Below are 18,786 nucleotides of genomic sequence, written 5' to 3'. Positions count from 1 at the left end.
CCTCTCGGTGCGGAACGGCGGCTTGCGGCAAGCCTGCACGGTGTGGATGAATACATGGTGAACGCGCCCGAACGAACTTGCAAGTGGCGTGCACATATGTGCAAGGAGCTCCGATGATCGACGCCGAACGAGAGATCGACCCCGAGATACCCGGAACGGTGCGCGGAAAGACGCGAGACGCGCTCCGCGCGGCACACCTGTACTACCTGCAGGACCTCACGATGGAGGCCATCGCACACGAGCTGCACACCTCGCGTTCGTCGGTCTCCCGCCTGCTGAGCCACGCCAGGGCCAGCGGGCTCGTCGAGATCTCGATCCACTCCCCGCTCGACCTCCCGAGCCGCATCGAACAGGAGATCCTCGAACGGTTCGAGGTCGGCGCACACGTCATCCCGGTGCCCGACCACGCCAGCGACATCGACCGGCTCGAGCGCGTCGCGCTCTCGGCTGCACGAATTCTCGGCCGGTTCATCGACTCCAACCAGACGGTCGGCGTCGCTTGGGGATCCACCATGAGCGCGATGAGCCGCCACCTCGTGCCGAAGGCCACCCACAACACCGAGATCGTGCAGCTGAACGGAGCCGGCAACGTTCGCACCACCGGCATCCTCTACGCGAGCGAGCTGCTGCGTCGATTCGGCGACGCGTTCGGCGCGCGCGTGCAGCAGTTCCCCGTGCCCGCCTTCTTCGACGACCCGGCCACCAAGCGCGCCTTCTGGCGGGAGCGCGGCACCCGGCGTCTGCTCGACCTGCAGGGCGGCATGGATGTCGCGATCTTCGGTGTCGGCTCCCCCTTCGCCGAGGTGCCGAGCCACGTCTACCAGGGCGGCTACCTCGAACGTGCCGACTACGAGTCGCTCAGCCGCGACGGTGCCGTCGGCGACGTGGCGACCGTGTTCTACCGTGCCGACGGCTCCACCGACGGCATCGCGGTGAACGAACGGGCGACCGGCCCCGACTTCGCCGTGCTGCGTCGGGCGCCGCGCCGCATCTGCGTCGTCTCGGGGCGGGCGAAGCTCGCGAGTCTCCGCGGCGCACTGGCGGCCGGCCTGATCACCGACCTCATTGTCGACGAGTCGACGGCCCGCGCGCTCGTCGACGCGTGACCGGATCGTGACCCCGTCGGCCACCGCTGCGGGATAGCGTATTGAGGCCGCGGTCGCCGTCGGTCGATCAACGAGAGAGGACGCCGGTGGAGCACCCGCACCCAGAGCCCGTCGAGCCTGCAACGCCAACGAGTTCGGAGCCCGCGCAATCCGCGCCGCCCGCCACGAGCCGCGTGACGCCCCGACAGCGCCTCCGGGCGCCGATCATCGTCGCCGGCGCCGTCGCGGCGGTCGCGCTCGCACTCCTCGGCGATCACCTCGTCGCCACGACGATCCATGCCCATGCGTGGCCGACCTGGGCGGCCGCCGATGCGCGGTACGACGACGCGAGCACCGACTACGCGGCCACCGCCGAGCGCAGCGGTTCCGCCGTCGCGCGTGCCGAGTACCTTCTCGAGATGGCCACCGGCGACCTGGTCGCTGCCGACGACCACGCAGCGCTCGCCGAACACGTCGAGCGGGCACGCGAGCTCCTCGCCGACGCGCCCGCGCCTCCAGCCGGAATCGTCGAGCTGGGCGCACCTGACGCCCCGGCCCCGGCCTGGGAACGGTATGCAGACCTCTGGCGCCTCGTCGAGCTCGTCCCGTCCCACCACTCGGCCGCCGTTCGGTTCGACGCCGCCGCCGAGCAGGTCGCCGGCGGTACGAAGGCGATCGCCGACGCCTCGGAGGCACTCGTGTCGGGTACCGAGGAGCGCGCCGAGGCCGCGCTGGCCGAGAGCACCCTCGCGACGTACCGAGCTCGGCTGGCGGTGGAGCAGGCGATCGACGGCATCCGTCACTCACCGAGCATGTCGTCGGGTGATGCCAATCGCTTCACCGCGCTGGCAACAGCCGTGTCCGAGGTCCGCACCTCGCACGCGGCCGAGCAGGAGCATCGCAACGCCTACCCGGTGCGCGCCGAGATCGAGGCCTTCGCGCGATCGATCGCGTCGGGCCTCGAGCTGGAGTTCGCCTGGGCGTACGAGGTCGCCGGGCGCGCCAGTGACCAGTGGTACTCCGGAACGACCGAGTTCAAGCCGGAGGGCGTCGGGTGGGGCCTCATCTCCTTGACGGAGAGCGTCGAACGCGAGTGGGCGACCGACGAGAACGCGAAGGCGCTCGTGGTGCACGAAGTCGGCCATGCGCAGGTGCTCGGCGACGACTGCTACCCCATCTTCGAAGCGGCGCCCTTCAGCAGCGACCACGAGATGTGGGCGACGGCCTGGGCGATCGGCATGGGCTACGACCTCCCCGGAGCCGGCATCGAGGCGTACGGACGCCCATCGGACGCGCAGATCGCCGCCGCCGCCGCGTGCCGCTGAGCAGTGACCGAAGTCGGGAATAGCCCGCGCGTCAGGGCGTTGACCTACAATCGACATGACAAACGTGCTCCGGGGTCGGTGTAAGTCCGAACCGGCGGTGACAGTCCGCGAACTGCGAGCGTGAGGCCGAGAGGTCGCGTGCGAGCGGTTGAACCGGTGAAACTCCGGTACCGACGGTGAAAGTCCGGATGGGAGGCGGCACGTGTCGGCAGCGCTGTGCGCAGCCGACTGCCGCGGTGATCGCACCGTGGCACGCCGAGCATCCCCCGGAGCCTTGAGACGGGACACGGGATGAGCACGGCGGGGCACACTGAGCGCGGTGAGCACACGATGGCGGATGCCACGGCGATGCGCCGCGCGCTCGAGCTCGCCGAACGCGGCCCCGCTCGCGGCGTGAACCCCGCGCGTCGGCTGCGTCATCCTCTCACCCCATGGTGAGCTGCTCGCCGAAGGCTGGCACCGCGGCGCCGGCACCGCCCACGCCGAGGTCGACGCGCTCTCGAAGCTCGCACCCGGCGCAGCCGAGGGCGCCACCGCGGTGGTCACCCTCGAGCCGTGCAACCACGTCGGGCGAACCGGTCCGTGCGCCGTGGCCCTCATCGACGCCGGCATCGGCCGCGTCGTCTACGCCGTCGCCGACCCCGGCGACCATTCCGCCGGCGGGGGCGATCGCTTGCGGGCCGCGGGCGTCGAGGTGACCGGTGGGGTACTCGCCGACGAGGTGAGCGTCTTCCTCGACGATTGGCTGTTCGCGGCCGGGCACCGCCGACCGCGCATCATCGTGAAATGGGCGTCGAGCCTCGACGGTCGCGCGGCGGCGGCCGACGGCACGAGCCAGTGGATCACCGGTCCCGAAGCTCGCGCCGACGTGCACCGCAGGCGCTCGGCCGCCGAGGCGATCGCCGTGGGCACGGGCACCGTGCTCGCCGACGATCCCGCCCTCACCGCCCGGGCACCCGGCGGACAGTTCTTCGACGCGCAACCGGTGCCCGTGGTCTTCGGTCGCCGCCCCGTGCCGTCCGATGCGGCCGTCACGCGGCATCCGCACGCCCCGATGTTCTTCGAGGGCGTCGATCTCGCCGCCGACCTCGCAGAGCTGGCGCACCGCGGCATCCGCTCGCTCTTCGTCGAAGGCGGCCCCACGCTCGCGAGCGCGTTCATCGCCGCCGGGCTCGCCGACGAACTCCTCGTCTACGTCGCGCCCGTGCTGCTCGGCGGCCCGCGGCTCGCACTCGGCGACCTCGGCATCGAGTCGATCGACGCGGCACTCCGCTACGACTTCGCCGTCATCGAACGGCTCGGCGACGACCTCCTGCTCGTCGCCCACCCCAAGCCCACGGAAGGGAACTGACATGTTCACCGGAATCATCGAGGAGCTCGGCACCGTCACGCGCATCGAGCGCACCGGCGACGCCGCCCGGCTCACCGTACGAGGACCGCTCGCGGTCGAGGGGGCGAAGCACGGCGACTCGATCGCCGTCTCCGGCGTCTGCCTCACGATCGTCGACTTCGACGGCGCGTCGTTCACCGCCGACGTCATGGCGCAGACGCTCGCGATGTCGACGCTCGCGGCGGCGCGCGACGGCCTCGCCGTGAACCTCGAGCGCGCCGCACGGGTCGGCGACCGCATCGGCGGGCACATCGTGCAGGGCCACATCGACGGCACGGCCCGAGTGCTCGAGATCCGCCCGGGCGAGGCGTGGCGGGTCATCCGCTTCTCGCTCGACACCGCCCACGCACCGCTCGTGGTCGACAAGGGCTCGATCGCGGTCGACGGCGTCTCGCTCACCGTGAGTGCCGTGGGCGACGAGCCCGACGGCTCCTGGTTCGAGGTCTCGCTGATCCCCGAGACGCTCACGGCGACCACCCTCGGCGCGCGCGCGGTCGGCGACGTCGTGAACATCGAGACCGACATCCTTGCGAGGCAGGTCGAGCGGATGCTCCGCTTCGACGCGCACCGTACGCTCCCGTCATCCGTCGCCGGGGTCGCGACGCCCGCGCTGTGGGCAGCCGAACGCGCCGAGTCCACGAGCGGGGGTGCCGCATGAGCCTCGCCACGATCCCCGAGGTGCTCGATGCGCTGCGCGCGGGCAAGCCCGTCATCGTTGCCGACGACGAGGCACGCGAGAACGAGGGCGACGCGATCATGGCGGCCGAGTTCGCCACGCAGGAATGGATCGCCTGGATGGTGCGCAACACCAGCGGGTTCCTCTGCGCACCGATGCCGAACGTGGTGGCCGATCGCCTCGAGCTGCCGCTCATGACCGATCGCAACGAAGACGCCCGCAGCACGGCGTACACGATCTCGGTCGACGCCGCCGACCGCAACTCCACGGGCATCTCGGCCACCGAGCGTGCGCACACGCTGCGCGTGCTCGCCGATCCGGATGCGACGCCCGAGCGCCTGATCCGGCCCGGTCACGTGATCCCGCTGCGCGCCGTCGACGGCGGCGTGCGCGAGCGTGCCGGGCACACCGAGGCCGCGGTCGACCTGCTGCGCCTCGCGGGCCTCTCCCCCGTCGGCGTGATCGCCGAGATCGTCGGCGACGACGGCGAGATGATGCGACTGCCGGGGCTCATCGAGCTCGGCGAGCGCGAGGGCCTGCTCGTGACCACGGTCGCCGCCCTCATCGACTGGCTCCGCGAGTGGCATTCCGGCCACGACCTCGCCCGCTCGGCACCCGATGCCGTGCCCGAGACCTCTGCCGTGGCGTTCGAGGTCGAGACGACGCTGCCGACCGAGCACGGTGTCTTCCGCGTGCGCGCCTACCGCGACCGCGGCACCGGCGCCGACCACGTCGCGATCATCGCCGGTGAACCGGCCGACGACCCCGCCGGCGCCATCGTGCGGGTGCACTCCGAGTGCCTGACCGGTGAGGCGTTCGGGTCGATGAAGTGCGAGTGCGGGCCTCAACTCGATGCCGCCCTCGAGACGATCCAGGAGTCGGGGGGCGTCGTCGTCTACCTTCGCGGACACGAGGGCCGCGGCATCGGCCTCATCAACAAGCTCCGCGCCTACCGGCTGCAGGAGGACGGGCTCGACACCCTCGACGCGAACCTCGCGCTCGGGCTCCCCATCGATGCCCGCGACTACAGCTCGGCCACCGCGATCCTCACCGACCTCGGCATCGAGCGCGTGCGGCTGCTCACGAACAACCCCGAGAAGGTCCGGCAGCTGGAGGCGCACGGCATCACCGTCACCGAGCGGCTTCCGCTCGTCGTCGGCGTGGGCCTCGGCAACTCCGGATACCTCGACACCAAGCGGCGCCGCATGGGCCACACGATCGACGACCAGCAGCTGACGGATGCTGCGGCCGAAACCCTCCTGGAAGGACACGCATCATGAGCGGAGCAGGATCCCCCGAGCTCGACGTCGACGGCACGGGACTCACGATCGTGATCGTCGCCGGAAGCTGGCACGATGAGATCACGAACGGGCTCATCGCCGGAGCGACCCGCACGCTCGAGGCATCCGGCGCCGACTTCTCGCTCGTGCGGGTGCCCGGCAGCTTCGAGCTCCCGGTCGTCGCGAAGGCCGCTCTCGATGAGGGTGCCGACGCGGTCGTCGCGCTCGGCGTGATCATCCGCGGCGGCACGCCGCACTTCGAGTACGTCTCGGCGGCGGCCACCGACGGGCTCACGCGCGTCGCACTCGACACCGGCCGACCCGTCGGCTTCGGCGTGCTCACGCTCGACGACGAGAAGCAGGGACTCGATCGGGCCGGGCTCCCCGGGTCGAAGGAGGACAAGGGGCGCGAGGCGGCCGAGGCCGCGATCGCGACGGTGCGGGCACTGCAGTCGCTCGGCGCGGCCTGAACGGGCGCCGGATGCCGCGGCATCCGGACTTGGCGGAGTTCCTGGCGGGCGGCCGCGTCCGCTGGCGCCGTGCTCGGCCGACCTCCTAGGCTCGGGCCATGGACATCCTGCGCATCATCCTGCTCATCCTCCACTTCGTCGGCCTGGCGATGCTCTTCGGCGGATTCCTGGTCCAACAGAAGGCGATCGCATCCGGCGAGGGCCGCGTGCTTCCGATCATGTGGCGCGGGGCGCTTGCGCAGATCGTGACCGGCGTGCTGCTCGTGGCGACGATCCAGATGGGCGACCTCTTCGAGGTGAACAACGTGAAGATCGCGGTGAAGCTCGTCATCGCGATCGTGATCACCGTGCTCGTGTTCGTCTACCGCAAGAAGACGCCTGCACCCAGCTGGGCGCTGTGGGCGGTCGGTGCGCTGACGTTCGCGAACATCGTCATCGCGGTCGCCTGGCGCTGATCGAACGGGTGAGCGAGCGGCTGAGCGTTCCGTAGCCGCGCCACACGAGGAGGCCGACCGCGAACGAGGCCACCACCGCGAGGGCGGGCGAGACCTCCTCGATGGGCGGGTACACCTGCCAGTGCGTGAGGTACACGAACATCGACGCCGAGGCGATCGCACCGACCAGTCCGGCGAGCACGGCCGGCACCGGCAGCGACCGGACCCAGGTCAGCAGCACGAGGCCGACCACGATGAGCGCCTCGCGCGCAGGGTCGTCGAAGAACCCGGGCACCGTCGCGAGCACGATCGCCGTGGCCAGGAGGCGCTGCGTCGTCGTCGTCGCACGTGCGATGAGCCAGCCGATCGCGATCAGCCAGAGCACGCCGGGGATCGCGTACCGCGTCGGCGACGACGCGACGATCCCGCCAGCGACGACGTAGCGCAGGGTGAGCGTCGCGGCGACGAGCGCGAGGGCGACCGCGAACCCGCGACGACGCTCGAGCCGGTCGAACACCGGCACGAGGAGCAGCACGGCGACTCCCACGATCGACCAGACGATCGCTTCGAGGAACCAGAAGTGCCACTGCTCGGTCCAGCCCGTGTCGTCGGAGACCACGTTGTTCATGAGGAGCACTGTGGCCGGGTCGTACGTGCCGGCGATGAGGGCGACGCCCCCGATCCACAGCACGGCGGGCACGAGGAGCTGGGTGACGCTGCGCAGCAGGCCTCCGAGCCGGGCCCGGCGCGGGACATCCGCGAGCCTGAACCGCGCGAGATTGAAGCCCGCGACGGCGAGCAGCAGGTGCGCCCCGCCCTTCAGGGCGATGAGGTCGGCGTGCGTCGCCACGATGAGCACGATCGCGAGGGTGCGAAGCACGACGGAGGTCTCGACCTGGCGCACTCGCGGAACCCAGCGCCGACGCAGCGTCGCGGCGGCCGGCGGGCGGCTCTGCTGTTCGCCGGCGAGCTCGCGGATGCTGCGGCCGGGCCAGTCGGCCGGCAGCGTGCCGAGCAGGCGACCGAGTTGCAGGGACACCTCGACGTAGCTGAGCGAGTCGCCGTCGAGGGCGACGAAGCTGTCGTCGAGGGTCGTGTCGGGCCGCCCCAGGAGCTCGGCGTAGAGGTCGCGAATACGGTCGTGCATCGGCGCCGCCCCGTCGGTGGCGCCGTCGGTGGCGGCGGACACGGCCTGTCGCTCCGCCTCGCGCCGCTCGAGGAGCTCGACGTGCCGGGCGAGCGCCGCCTGGTCGGGCTTGCCGCTCGAGGTGCGGGGGAACTCGGCGATCGGGTGCACGCGGACGACGTGGGCAGGAAGCCCGGTGCGGTCGGCGATGAGCTGTGCGGTCGCGGCCACGTCGCGATCGTGCAGGACGAAGACCGTCAGGCGCTCGTCGTGGCTGATCGCGCGCCCCTCGATGCCGCCCTCGAGGAGGAAGCCCTCGATTCGGTCGAGGTCGATGCGCAGGCCGAACACCTTCACGAAGCGACTCACCCGGCCGACGATCTCGTAGAGTCCTGAGTCGGTGAGGCGAGCCAGGTCGCCGGTGCGCAGTTCGTCGATCGTGGCCCCGTCGGCGAAGTCCTCCGGGCCCTCTGCGTAGCCCAACATCACGTTCGGGCCCTCGTAGACGAGCTCGCCGACGGGGTCGCCGTCGATCCGGAACGCCCCGCCGGGAATCGGGATGCCGATCGAGCCGGGGTGGGTCTCGGCGAGGTCCGGCGGCAGGTAGGCCATGCGCGCCGTGGCCTCGGTCTGGCCGTACATGACGACGACGTCGAACCCTCGCTCCCGGCCGAGCCGGGCGTAGCGCTCGACGCGATCGGCGCCGAGGCGGCCGCCGGCCTGGGTGACGTAGCGCAGGGTCGGCGGCGTGCGTGCGGCGAAGTCCGTGCCGTCGAGGAGGTCGAACGTGTACGGGACGCCCGCGAACGACGTGGCGCCGGCGTCGCGGAAGTCGGCCCAGAACGCCGGCTCGATGACCGATCGCTCGGTGAGCAGCAGCGACCCGCCGGAGAGCAGGTGGCTGTTCACGACGGAGAGCCCGTAGCAGTAGTGCATCGGCAGCGTCGTCGCGGCGCGGTCGTCGGGCCCGATGCGGAGGTAGTCGGCGATGCTCGCCGCGTTGCTCAGGAGGTTCGCGTGCGAGAGTCGCACGAGCTTCGGTGAGCCGGTGGAGCCGGACGTGCTGGCGAGCATCGCGAGGTCGGGGTGCAGCTCGTGGCGAGTCCCGTCGCGCCGCTCATCGAGCAGCCAGCCGTGATCGCCCGCCCTGAACACGACGTCGGGGTCGTGGCGTTCGAGGAACTGGTCGCGGTGCCGGGTCGCGGCGGCGTCGTCATCGCCTGAGACGAGGAGCACGACATGGCCGCCCTCGAGTGCGGCGAGGTAGGTGACGAGCGGTTCGATCGCATTGGCGGCATGGATCATCACGAGCCGGCGTTCCGGGCCCAGCTGCGCCGCACGCGAGCGGACGCGCTCGCGGAGCTCCGCGTAGTCGACGATGCCGTCGGCGGTGACGAGCGCCGGCGTGGCTGGGTCGCCACCGAGCAGGTCGAGGGTGCCGCCTGGCGTGGGGAAGGTCGCGGTTTCGCGCACGCGTGAAGCCGATCGTCGAACGAGTGGGAAGTTAGGTAAGTCTAACCTCATACCGTTCGTCGCACGATCGCCACCGCTCGTCGCCGCCGATTCGGCGCGAAATCCGCTCGGACGTAGGGTATTCCAGTTGCCACAAGCGACGATTCCCACACCCGCGATGAACCGTCAGATCGACGCGCCCTCTGCGGCCTGCCTTCACCTCACGGAGTCCTCGCCACTGATGTCCTCATCCACCACGGCGGCCACGGCCGCCGCATCCCCTGTCCCCGCCCCGGCGAATCCACGCAGCCGCGTCGTGCTCGCGAGCCTCGTCGGCACGACGATCGAGTTCTACGACTTCTACGTCTACGCGACGGCCGCGGTGCTCGTCTTCCCGCACCTGTTCTTCCCGACCGGTGACCCGACCACGGCACTGCTCTCGTCGTTCGCCGTCTTCGGTGCCGCGATGGTCGCCCGCCCGCTCGGCGCGGTCATCTTCGGCCACCTCGGCGACAAGCACGGCCGGAAGGCCACCCTCGTCGGCGCCCTCCTCACCATGGGCATCGCGACCTTCCTCATCGGCCTGCTGCCGACCTACGCCGTCGTCGGCTGGCTCGCACCGCTGCTGCTCGTCATCCTGCGCATCGCGCAGGGATTCGCGCTCGGCGGCGAGTGGTCGGGCGCGGCACTCGTCGCGACCGAGAACGCCCCGAAGGGCAAGCGCGCCTGGTACGGCACGTTCCCGCAACTCGGCGCCCCGATCGGCTTCATCATCGCCAACGGCCTGTTCCTCGTCATCGCCGCCGCGCTGCCGTCGGACGACCCGACCATGCCGTCGCAGGCGTTCCTCGACTGGGGCTGGCGCATCCCGTTCCTGTTCTCGGCGGTCATGGTGATCGTCGGCCTGTGGGTGCGCCTCCGGCTCGTCGAGTCGACGACGTTCTCCAAGGCGTCGAAGGAGGGCAGGCTCACGAAGCTGCCGCTCGCGAGCGTCTTCAAGAACTACTGGAAGCAGCTCATCCTCGGCACCTTCTTCATGCTGGCGACCTACGTGCTCTTCTACCTGATGACCACGTTCTCGCTGAGCTACGGACGCGCGCCGGTCGAGTCAACCGAGGGCGCGCTGCCCGGCCTCGGCTACTCGTACAACACCTTCGTCCTCATGCTCATCGGCGGTGTCGTGTTCTTCGGCATCTTCACGCTGCTCTCCGGCCCCTGGGCCGACCGGTGGGGCCGGCGCAAGACGCTCATCCTGGTGACTCTCGGCATCATCGTGTTCGGCCTCCTCTGGGTGCCGCTGCTCGGCGCCGGCTTCTGGGGTGTCATGCTGTGGCTCGTCGTCGGCTTCTCGCTCATGGGCATGACCTTCGGCCCCATGGGGGCGCTCCTGCCCGAACTGTTCCCGACGAACGTCCGCTACACGGGCTCCGGCATCTCGTACAACGTGTCATCGATCCTCGGCGCGGCGGTGGCCCCGTTCATCGCCGTCGCCCTCTGGCAGTCGGGAGGCGGCAGTCCGTTCTGGGTCGGCGTCTACCTCTCGGCGATGGCGGTGCTGACCCTCATCGCGCTGCTCCTCTCGAAGGAGACGAAGGACGTCGACCTCGACGCCTGACGCCGTGAGCGAAGGGGGCGGATGTCGCGGCATCCGCCCCCTTCGTCGTTCCCGAGATCGATGCACCGGCCCCTTCTGGCGCTCGCCCTCGCGGCGTAGCATGGCACCCGAGCAAGGGCTGCCGAGTCATCCGCCGGCGCCGTCGGCACTCGGCCTCCCTGGATGGCGAGCCGCAGATGAACATGACGATGGACATGATGAAGGGCGCCATGTCGTCGTCGGACATGCCGATGAAGGACATGGACCCGGCGATGATGCAGGAGTGTATGGAGGCGCTCTCCGCGTGCATGCAGGCGTGCATCATGTGCGCCGATGCCGACGCGGGCGAGGGCGCCGGAATGGCCAGGTGCGCAGGACTGTGCGCGAACTGCGCCGACATGTGCGACACGATGATGCGCATGATGCTCCGCATGAACGGCTGGGACATGCAGGTGATGATGTCGATGATGCAGTCAACGGTCATGATGGCCCGCGCGTGCTCGGCCGAGTGCTCGATGCACGCCGAGATGAGCGAGCACTGCCGCATGTGCGCGATGGCGTGCGATCAGGCGGTCATGGCGATGGAGAAGATGATGGGCTCGATGAGCGAGGCGATGCCCATGGCGTGAGCCGCGATGCCCATGGCATGGGCCCCAGCGGCCGGATGCCGCAGCTCAGGCCTGGGCGACGCTGAATCGCTGCTCGCCGCTGGCGAGCACGCTGTAGAGCGCGTGCAAAGCGACCGGGTCGCCGGCCGCGAGCTCACCGCCGAACGCATCGTGGTGCCACACGCGGTGCGAGTCGGTGCCGGCGAACTCCGCGACGGTCGCGAAGCCGTCGGCATCGACCGAGACCACGATCGCGTCGACCCACTTGCTCGCGGCCACCGTGGCGAGCCGCGCCTGCATGGCGTGGAGGCCGTGGCCGGGCCGCTCGCTCCGGCACTCCGCGGCCGTCTCGCAGCCGCGCATGCCCATGACCCAGCCCTGGCGGGGCTCGGTGGCGGCGTGCGGCTCGCGGTTCGACATGAGGGCTCCTCGGGGTTCGTTGCGGCCACGATACGCGCGGGCCGTCCCGATGTCGCGGGCGTGCGTCACACGCGGAAACAGTCGCCGAGGGCCCGTTCAGTCGAGGAAGAGCGTGCGGAGCCGCCTCGTCGTGAAGACGAGTCCGATCGTGATCATCACGGCGTAGTAGAGCACGTGCCAGAGCAGGCCCCAGCCGACGTCGCCGGTCGTGAGCCCACGCACGAGCTCGACGCCGTGCCAGAGCGGAAGCGCCTGGATCACCTGCTGCAGCCACTCGGGATAGACCGTGATGGGGTAGAACGTGGCCGAGAACAGGAACATCGGCAGCATCACGAAGTTGATCCAGTCCATCTGCTGGAACGTCTTCATGTAGCTCGTGATGGCCATGCCGACGCTCGCGAATCCGAAGGCGATGAGCAGCACGGCGGGCAGCGCGAGCAGGGCCCACCACGACAGGTTGAGCCCGAGCACCTGCATCACGAGCTGGAACCCGACGGCGTAGAGCGCGCCGCGGAGCAGGGCGAGCAGGATCTCGCCGAGCGCCACGTCGAGCGGGCCGAGCGAGGTGGCGAGCATGCCCTCGTAGAGCTTCGCGAACTGCATCTTGAAGAAGACGTTCTACGTCGAGTCGTAGATGGCGCCGTTCATCGCCGCCACGGCAAGCAGCGCCGGCGCGATGAACGCGGCGTATGGCACCTCCTTGCCGCTCGCCGTCGTGATGGTGCCCACGAGCGTGCCGAGCCCGATGCCCATGGCGAGCAAATAGAAGATCGGCTCGAAGAAGCCGCTCACCACCACGAGCCAGTTCGTGCTGCGCGTGGCGCGCCAGCCGCGCAGCATGACCGCGCGAGCGTTGCCGGCGTAGAGCGAGCGCACGGGTCGTGGGCGTGCCGACGGCCGCGCGAGGTCGCGTTCGGTCGTGCCGCTCACTTGCCGAGCCTCCGAACGGCGATGCGGCGCGACCAGACCCAGCCGATGACGATGAGCGCCACGAGATAGGCCACGTGCACGACCGTGAGCCAGATCGGCTCGGCGTAGCCATAGGAGAACACCCGCGCGAGCTCGGTGCTGTGCCACAGCGGCGAGATCCAGCCGATCGGCTGCAGCCAGGTGGGGAAGGTCGAGAGCGGGAAGAAGGTACCGGAGAAGAGCGTCATCGGCAGCACGACGAAGCGCATGACCATCGCCAGCTGGCCGGTGTCCTCTTCGAGGGTCGAGGTGTACCCCATGAGCACCGCGCCGAACGCGAGGCCGCCGAGGAGCCCGGCGAGGATCATCAGGGAGGCGGCCGGAGAGGGAGCCGCACCGAACACCAGGATGAGCGCGAAGAACAGCACGAGGTTCACGATCATGCGGATGGCGACCGAGATGATGACCCCGTCGGCGATCTGCGTGGGCCGCAGCGGGGAGGCGCTCATGCCCGTGAACGTCGGGTTCCACTTGTAGCCGAGCATGACGGGATAGGTGAACTCCTCGCTCGCCACCGTGATCGCGGCACTCGCGAGCAGCGCGGGCGCGACGAACACGAGGTAGCTCACGCCGCCGACTCCCGCGCCGCCGGCGTCGACGATCGTCGCGAGGCCGACGCCGAGCGCGTAGAGGTAGATGAGCGGGCTGCCGATGCCGGCGACCACGACGGTGCCCGTATAGCTCTTCATCACCCGGAAGCGATGGAGCGCGACGTACCACGCGCCCCAGCGGCGCGGCTTGATTCCGGCGGCCATTGCGCGTGCAGTGTCGCTCCGCACCGTGCCGGACAGGCTCTGGCTCATTCGATGAGGGTCCGTCCGGTGAGGCGGAGGAAGACGTCTTCGAGGCTCGATCGGCGGACGAGGCTCGTGATCGGGTGGAACCCCGCCTCGGTGATCTTCACGAGTTCGGACTCGCCGTCGTTGCTGTAGACGAGGATGCGGTCGGGCAGCACCTCCATGCGGTCGCCGATGCCCGTGAGCCGCTCGGCGACCTCGCTGTTGCGGTCGCTGCCGAATCGCACCTCGAGCACTTCGCGCGAGGAGTAGCGGCGGATGAGCTCGGATGGTGCACCCTCGGCCATGATCGTGCCCTTGTCGACGACCACGAGGCGGTCGCAAAGCTGCTCGGCCTCGTCCATGTAGTGGGTCGTGAGCAGGAGCGTGGTGCCCTGCTCCTTGAGGCGGAACAGGCGGTCCCAGAGGATGTGGCGCGCCTGCGGGTCGAGGCCGGTGGTCGGCTCGTCGAGCAGCAGCACGCGCGGGTCGTTGATGAGGGCACGCGCGATGGTGAGGCGCCGCTTCATGCCGCCCGACAGCGAGTCGACCTTCGCCTTGCCCTTCTCCTCGAGCTGGGCGAAGGCGAGCAGCTCGTCGGCGCGCTTCGCGACGACCCTGGCCGGCAGACCGAAGTAGCGGCCGTAGACGAGGAGGTTCTCGCGAACGCGGAGCTCGGTGTCGAGGTTGTCGGCCTGCGGGACGACGCCGAGCTGCGAGCGGATCTCGGGGCCGAAGGCGTCGGGGTCGAGCCCGAGGATCGAGAGCTCGCCCGAGGTGCGCGTGGAGACCGCGCCGACCATTCGCATGGTGGTGGACTTTCCCGCGCCGTTGGGGCCGAGCAGGCCGAAGGACTCGCCGGGCGCCACCTCGAAGGAGATGCCGTCGACGGCGGCGAAGTCGCCGTAGCGCTTCACGAGATCACGGGCGACGATGACTGGTTCCGGCACAATCCACCACGATAGTGCGGGGTCCTGACATCTGTCGGACGCTCCTTCTACGATGGCGGGATGCAGACTCCTCCACGCGGCATCCGCCTCGGCGACGACGTGCGCCGGGCCCTCGAGGCGGGGGCACCCGTGCTCGCCCTCGAGTCCACGATCCTCAGCCACGGGCTGCCGAGTCCGCGCAACCTCGAGGTCGGCCTCGCCTCCGAGCAGCAGGTGCGCGATGCGGGTGTCGTGCCCGCGACGCTCGGCGTGATCGACGGCGAGCCGGTGGTCGGCCTCTCCCCCGCCGAGCTCGAGCGGCTCTGCACGGCGGCCGAGGTGGTGAAGGTGAGCGTGCGCGATCTCCCGATCGCCCGCGCCAAGCGGCTCGACGGCGGCACGACCGTCGCCGCCACGGCTTGGCTCGCGCATCGCGCCGGCATCCGGGTCATGTCGACCGGTGGCCTGGGCGGCGTGCATCGAGGTGCGAGCGAGACGTTCGACGAGTCGGCCGACCTCGGCACGCTCGCGACGACGCCCATCACGCTCGTGAGCGCGGGCGTCAAGTCGATCCTCGACATCGGCGCGACGCTCGAGCGCCTCGAGACGTTGAACATCCCCGTGGTCGGCTACCGCACCAACCGCTACCCCGGCTTCTACATCGCCGACTCGGGCTTCGCGCTCGACTACCGCATCGAGAGCGCAGCGGATGCCGCGGTGCTCGCGCTCGCCCGCGATGAGCTCGGCCTGGCGTCGGCCGTGCTCGTGGCGAACCCGGTCGACGAGGCGAAGCAGCTCGACCCCGCCTTCCACGACCGCGTGCTGGCCGAGGCGCTCGCCGCGGCATCCGACGCCGGCATCACCGGTCACGACACGACGCCGTTCCTCCTCGACTACGTGCAGCGCGCGACGGGCGGGCGCAGCCTCGAGGTGAACCTCGAGGTCTACCGCGGCAACGTCGCGCTCGGTGCGGAGATCGCTCGTGCCGTCGCCGGCTGAGCGACGCGCGACCGAGGGCGGCGCAGCCGCATCCGCGAGCAACCCTGGCGTGCTCGCGGTGGTCGGCGACCTCGTCGAAGACATCGTCGTGTGGGCCGGCGAACCCGTGCGTGCGGCCACCGACACGGCCGCGCAGGTGTTCCGGGCGCGCGGCGGCAGCGGCGCGAACGTCGCGGCGCTCGCGGCCTCGCGGGTGCCGACCCGGTTCATCGGCCGGGTGGGCGCGGATGCCGCGGGCGCGGTGCTCGTGGCCGAGCTGGCGAACGGCGGGGTCGACGTGCGCGTGCAGCACGACGGACGCACCGGCACCGTCGTGCTCCTCGTCGACGCCGACGGCGAGCGCACGATGTTCCCCGACCGCGGCGCATCGGCGCTGCTCGAGGGCGTCGACCCCGCCTGGCTCGACGGCATCACGTGGCTGCACGCTCCGGGGTACGGGTTCGAGCGCGAGCCGATGCGCACCGAGATCGTGCGCCTGACCGCGCTCGCGCGGGATGGCGGGGCCGGCGTCTCGCTCGACGCGTCATCGACGGGACTCCTCGCCGGGCTCGGCGTCGAGGCGGCGCTCGCGCTCATGCGCCGTGTCGCGCCCGACGTGCTGTTCGCGAACGAGGCGGAGGCCGAGCTGCTCGGGCTCGCGGGCGGCGGCGAGGTGGCGGCATCCGTCGCTCCCACCGTGGTGGTGAAGCACGGCCCGCTGCCGACCGACGTCATCGAGGCGGGCAGGCTGGTGGCGCGGGTCGATGTCGCGCCGGTCGCGGGCATTCGCGATCTCACCGGGGCGGGCGACGCGTTCGCCGCCGGGTTCCTCGCGGCCACGCTGCGGGGTACGGATGCCGCGGCGGCGTGCCTCGCCGGGCACGCCGCCGCGGCATCCGTGCTCACGAACCCGGGTGCGCACACGACGGCGCCGACCGTCAACCCCAGTTGACTTCGTGATGCTCGTCAATTACGGTTGACGCCATGGACGACCGCACGCTCCGCACCGCGATCGCCGCCGCCGACGGCGACGACCCCTACCGCGCGCTCCGCGAACTGCACCGCGCGCGCATCGAGCTCAACCGCGAGCTCGACCGCGCCGAGACGGTCGCCGTGCGGCGGGCACGAGCGGCCGGCTCCAGCTGGCAGCTCATCGCACTCGCGCTCGAGGTGTCGAAGCAGGCGGTACACAAGAAGTACGGGCGCGGCTAGCGCGCACGAGCGCAGCTGAGAATACCCACGCAGCCCGAGCACGTAGGCTGCAAGGCGGCGATGGCGCGGCATTCGAGCGGTGCGGCATCCGCTCACCGCGTCGACCAGGAAGAGATCATGAGCGACACCGAAACCCGAGCCGAGACCCGACGCAGCCCCTTCGCCCGACGTGCGGCGCCCACCGGGCCGCGCGCCACGTTCAGGCAGTTGCTGCCGTTCATCTTCGAGCACCGCCCGGTGCTCATCTGGGTCGCCGTGCTCAGCGTCATCGGCGCCCTCACGAGCCTCGCGCAGCCGCTGCTCGTGGGCAGTGTCATCACCACCGTCGAAGCCAGCGACCCCCTCGGCGCGCTCGTCTGGCTGCTCGTGGCGCTCGTCATCGTGAGCGGCGTCATCAGCGGCTACCAGCACTACCTCCTCCAGCGCACCGGCGAGGGCGTCGTGCTCTCGAGTCGCCGCCGGCTGGTCGCGAAGCTCCTGCGCCTGCCGATCGCGGAGTTCGACACGCGGCGCACCGGCGACCTCGTCTCCCGGGTCGGCAGCGACACCACGATGCTCCGTGCGGTGCTCACGCAGGGACTCGTCGAGGCGATCGGCGGCGCCGTCACGTTCGTCGGCGCGATCATCGCCATGCTCATCCTCGACTCCGTGCTGCTCGGCCTCACGGTGCTCGTCATCGCCATCGCGATCACCACCGTCACGCTGCTCTCCCGCAGAGTGCGCGAGGCGTCGCACCAGGCGCAGGAGAAGATCGGCGACGTCGCGGCATCCGTCGAACGCGCCATCAGTTCCGTGCGCACGATTCGCGCCGCCGGAGCCACCGAACGCGAGATCGCGAGCGTCGACGCCGAGGCCGAGGGCGCCTGGCGCATGGGCGTGCAGGTCGCGAAGATCTCGGCCCTCATCGTGCCGATCGCGGGCATCGCGATGCAGGTGTCGTTCCTCGTCGTGCTCGGCGTCGGCGGGTTCCGCGTGGCGAGCGGCGCGATCACGGTCGCGAACCTCGTCGCGTTCATCCTGTTCCTCTTCATGATGATCCTGCCGCTCGGCCAGGCGTTCGGCGCGATCACGTCGGTGAACCTCGCGCTCGGTGCGCTCGGCCGCATCCAAGAGATCCTCGACCTGCCCGACGAAGACGCCCACGACCGCGAACTCGCTCCCCTCGCGCTCATGGTGGGGCACGCGAACGAGGCGGTGCTGCCGGATGCCCCCGCAATCGAGTTCGACGATGTGCACTTCGCCTACGCGACCACGCGGTCGGACCCCGCCGACCCCGCGAACGAATCGCCCGACGAGCACCTGCCCGAACCCTCGGTGACCGATCGGCAGCCGGTGCTGCGGGGCGTCTCGTTCCAGGTGCCGCGCGGGCAGCGCATCGCACTCGTCGGCCCGTCGGGCGCCGGCAAGTCCACGATCCTCGCGCTCGTCGAGCGGTTCTACGACCCGAGCGTCGGCACCGTGCGCATGGGCGGGCTCGACATCCGCTCGCTCGACCGCACCGAGCTGCGCGCGCAGATCGGCTACGTCGAGCAGGACGCCCCCGTCCTCGCCGGTTCGCTTCGCGACAACCTGAAGCTCGGCAGTCCCGACGCGACCGATGTCGAGTGCGAGCACGTGCTGCGCGCGGTGAACCTCGGCAGCGTGCTCGACCGCGACCCTGCAGGCCTCGACGCCGCGGTCGGCGACGACGGCATCATGCTCTCGGGCGGCGAGCGCCAGCGACTCGCGATCGCCCGCGCGTTGCTCGCGGCCCCGCCGATCCTGCTGCTCGACGAGTCCACCTCGTCGCTCGACGGCATGAACGAGCGCATGATGCGCGAGGCGATCGATGCGGTGTCCGCCGGACGCACGCTCATCGTCATCGCGCACCGGCTGTCGACGGTCGTCGACTCCGACCGCATCATCGTGCTCGACGGCGGCCAGGTCATCGGCGAGGGCACGCACGACGAGCTCGTGACCTCCGTGCCCCTCTACCGGGAGCTCGCGCAACACCAGCTGCTCGTCTGAGCCGACTTGCATCGACGTCGCCTGAGAACCGGCTCAGGGCTAGCCCCGGGGCATT

General features: G+C 70.6%; 16 protein-coding genes, 2 pseudogenes and 1 riboswitch. Of the genes and pseudogenes, 13 read left to right on the top strand and 5 right to left on the bottom strand.

Annotated features, from left to right (window positions below; translation table 11 throughout):
- Positions 1–113: 113 nt before the first annotated feature.
- The 7 genes and pseudogenes from QFZ26_RS14620 (at position 114) to QFZ26_RS14590 (ending at position 6,681) form a co-directional block, all read left to right on the top strand.
- Complete coding sequence (locus QFZ26_RS14620) at positions 114–1,106, top strand: sugar-binding transcriptional regulator (protein ID WP_307043349.1); 993 nt, start codon at positions 114–116, stop codon at positions 1,104–1,106.
- A gap of 173 nt (positions 1,107–1,279) precedes the next feature.
- On the top strand, positions 1,280–2,410 hold the full coding sequence (locus QFZ26_RS14615) for a hypothetical protein (RefSeq protein ID WP_307043347.1): 1,131 nt from the start codon (positions 1,280–1,282) through the stop codon (positions 2,408–2,410).
- Positions 2,411–2,470: 60 nt separating this feature from the next.
- A riboswitch (FMN riboswitch) is annotated at positions 2,471–2,616 on the top strand.
- A gap of 85 nt (positions 2,617–2,701) precedes the next feature.
- Positions 2,702–3,761, top strand: a pseudogene (ribD, locus tag QFZ26_RS14610) (bifunctional diaminohydroxyphosphoribosylaminopyrimidine deaminase/5-amino-6-(5-phosphoribosylamino)uracil reductase RibD).
- Position 3,762: 1 nt separating this feature from the next.
- Positions 3,763–4,458, top strand: a complete 696-nt coding sequence (locus QFZ26_RS14605) for a riboflavin synthase (protein WP_307043345.1) — start codon at positions 3,763–3,765, stop codon at positions 4,456–4,458.
- Positions 4,455–5,756, top strand: a complete 1,302-nt coding sequence (ribA, locus tag QFZ26_RS14600) for a GTP cyclohydrolase II (RefSeq protein WP_307043343.1) — start codon at positions 4,455–4,457, stop codon at positions 5,754–5,756. The genes QFZ26_RS14605 and ribA overlap by 4 nt, the downstream gene beginning before the upstream one ends.
- On the top strand, positions 5,753–6,226 hold the full coding sequence (ribH, locus tag QFZ26_RS14595) for a 6,7-dimethyl-8-ribityllumazine synthase (RefSeq protein WP_307043341.1): 474 nt from the start codon (positions 5,753–5,755) through the stop codon (positions 6,224–6,226). Before ribA ends, ribH begins: the two co-directional genes overlap by 4 nt.
- A 98-nt stretch (positions 6,227–6,324) precedes the next feature.
- Positions 6,325–6,681, top strand: a complete 357-nt coding sequence (locus tag QFZ26_RS14590) for a hypothetical protein (protein WP_307043340.1) — start codon at positions 6,325–6,327, stop codon at positions 6,679–6,681.
- Here QFZ26_RS14590 and QFZ26_RS14585 read toward each other — a convergent pair.
- On the bottom strand, positions 6,659–9,259 hold the full coding sequence (locus QFZ26_RS14585; RefSeq protein WP_307043338.1) for an AMP-binding protein: 2,601 nt from the start codon (positions 9,257–9,259) through the stop codon (positions 6,659–6,661). The two genes, QFZ26_RS14590 and QFZ26_RS14585, sit on opposite strands and share 23 nt — an antisense overlap.
- Before the next feature lie 220 nt (positions 9,260–9,479).
- Between QFZ26_RS14585 and QFZ26_RS14580 the strand changes: the two genes are divergently transcribed.
- Positions 9,480–10,853, top strand: a complete 1,374-nt coding sequence (locus tag QFZ26_RS14580; RefSeq protein WP_307043337.1) for an MFS transporter — start codon at positions 9,480–9,482, stop codon at positions 10,851–10,853.
- 176 nt (positions 10,854–11,029) lie between these two features.
- The gene (locus tag QFZ26_RS14575; RefSeq protein WP_307043335.1) at positions 11,030–11,461 is read left to right on the top strand and encodes an aldehyde dehydrogenase; all 432 of its coding nucleotides are present in this window, start codon (positions 11,030–11,032) and stop codon (positions 11,459–11,461) included.
- Between the two features lie 45 nt (positions 11,462–11,506).
- On the opposite strand, the gene QFZ26_RS14570 is transcribed toward QFZ26_RS14575, so the two are convergent.
- The 4 genes and pseudogenes from QFZ26_RS14570 to QFZ26_RS14555 form a co-directional block, all read right to left on the bottom strand.
- Positions 11,507–11,860 carry a hypothetical protein gene (locus QFZ26_RS14570; RefSeq protein WP_307043334.1) on the bottom strand — a complete coding sequence of 118 codons (354 nt, stop codon included), beginning with the start codon at positions 11,858–11,860 and terminating at the stop codon, positions 11,507–11,509.
- A 96-nt stretch (positions 11,861–11,956) separates the two neighbouring features.
- A pseudogene (locus QFZ26_RS14565) lies at positions 11,957–12,790 on the bottom strand (ABC transporter permease).
- The gene (locus tag QFZ26_RS14560; protein ID WP_307043331.1) at positions 12,787–13,632 is read right to left on the bottom strand and encodes an ABC transporter permease; all 846 of its coding nucleotides are present in this window, start codon (positions 13,630–13,632) and stop codon (positions 12,787–12,789) included. The pseudogene QFZ26_RS14565 and the gene QFZ26_RS14560 overlap by 4 nt, the downstream one beginning before the upstream one ends.
- Positions 13,629–14,555 carry an ABC transporter ATP-binding protein gene (locus tag QFZ26_RS14555; RefSeq protein WP_307043328.1) on the bottom strand — a complete coding sequence of 309 codons (927 nt, stop codon included), beginning with the start codon at positions 14,553–14,555 and terminating at the stop codon, positions 13,629–13,631. The genes QFZ26_RS14560 and QFZ26_RS14555 overlap by 4 nt, the downstream gene beginning before the upstream one ends.
- A gap of 60 nt (positions 14,556–14,615) precedes the next feature.
- Between QFZ26_RS14555 and QFZ26_RS14550 the strand changes: the two genes are divergently transcribed.
- The 4 genes from QFZ26_RS14550 (at position 14,616) to QFZ26_RS14535 (ending at position 18,731) form a co-directional block, all read left to right on the top strand.
- Positions 14,616–15,533: a pseudouridine-5'-phosphate glycosidase gene (locus tag QFZ26_RS14550; protein ID WP_307043326.1), complete on the top strand. Its 918-nt coding sequence runs from the start codon at positions 14,616–14,618 to the stop codon at positions 15,531–15,533.
- The gene (locus tag QFZ26_RS14545; RefSeq protein ID WP_307043324.1) at positions 15,517–16,464 is read left to right on the top strand and encodes a carbohydrate kinase family protein; all 948 of its coding nucleotides are present in this window, start codon (positions 15,517–15,519) and stop codon (positions 16,462–16,464) included. Before QFZ26_RS14550 ends, QFZ26_RS14545 begins: the two co-directional genes overlap by 17 nt.
- Positions 16,465–16,496: 32 nt before the next feature.
- Positions 16,497–16,724 (top strand): hypothetical protein, encoded by a 228-nt coding sequence (locus tag QFZ26_RS14540; RefSeq protein WP_307043322.1) that lies wholly within the window; start codon positions 16,497–16,499, stop codon positions 16,722–16,724.
- Between the two features lie 117 nt (positions 16,725–16,841).
- On the top strand, positions 16,842–18,731 hold the full coding sequence (locus QFZ26_RS14535) for an ABC transporter ATP-binding protein (protein WP_307043319.1): 1,890 nt from the start codon (positions 16,842–16,844) through the stop codon (positions 18,729–18,731).
- The last annotated feature ends 55 nt before the right edge of the window (positions 18,732–18,786 follow it).

Origin of the sequence: Agromyces ramosus (genome assembly GCF_030817175.1) — a bacterium.
GTDB lineage: Bacteria > Actinomycetota > Actinomycetes > Actinomycetales > Microbacteriaceae > Agromyces > Agromyces ramosus_A.
Note: the sequence above shows the minus strand (reverse complement) of the source record. Positions and strands in the feature narration are given on the sequence as shown.

Excerpts from the sequence above, each read along its gene's own strand:
- QFZ26_RS14605 (WP_307043345.1), top strand. The coding sequence starts at position 3,763 with ATGTTCACCGGAATCATCGAGGAGCTCGGCACCGTCACGCGCATCGAG.
- QFZ26_RS14550 (WP_307043326.1), top strand. The coding sequence starts at position 14,616 with ATGCAGACTCCTCCACGCGGCATCCGCCTCGGCGACGACGTGCGCCGG.
- QFZ26_RS14560 (WP_307043331.1), bottom strand. The coding sequence starts at position 13,632 with ATGAGCCAGAGCCTGTCCGGCACGGTGCGGAGCGACACTGCACGCGCA.
- QFZ26_RS14575 (WP_307043335.1), top strand. The coding sequence starts at position 11,030 with ATGAACATGACGATGGACATGATGAAGGGCGCCATGTCGTCGTCGGAC.
- QFZ26_RS14535 (WP_307043319.1), top strand. The coding sequence starts at position 16,842 with ATGAGCGACACCGAAACCCGAGCCGAGACCCGACGCAGCCCCTTCGCC.
- QFZ26_RS14620 (WP_307043349.1), top strand. The coding sequence starts at position 114 with ATGATCGACGCCGAACGAGAGATCGACCCCGAGATACCCGGAACGGTG.
- QFZ26_RS14570 (WP_307043334.1), bottom strand. The coding sequence starts at position 11,860 with ATGTCGAACCGCGAGCCGCACGCCGCCACCGAGCCCCGCCAGGGCTGG.
- QFZ26_RS14590 (WP_307043340.1), top strand. The coding sequence starts at position 6,325 with ATGGACATCCTGCGCATCATCCTGCTCATCCTCCACTTCGTCGGCCTG.
- ribA (WP_307043343.1), top strand. The coding sequence starts at position 4,455 with ATGAGCCTCGCCACGATCCCCGAGGTGCTCGATGCGCTGCGCGCGGGC.
- QFZ26_RS14580 (WP_307043337.1), top strand. The coding sequence starts at position 9,480 with ATGTCCTCATCCACCACGGCGGCCACGGCCGCCGCATCCCCTGTCCCC.
- ribH (WP_307043341.1), top strand. The coding sequence starts at position 5,753 with ATGAGCGGAGCAGGATCCCCCGAGCTCGACGTCGACGGCACGGGACTC.
- QFZ26_RS14540 (WP_307043322.1), top strand. The coding sequence starts at position 16,497 with ATGGACGACCGCACGCTCCGCACCGCGATCGCCGCCGCCGACGGCGAC.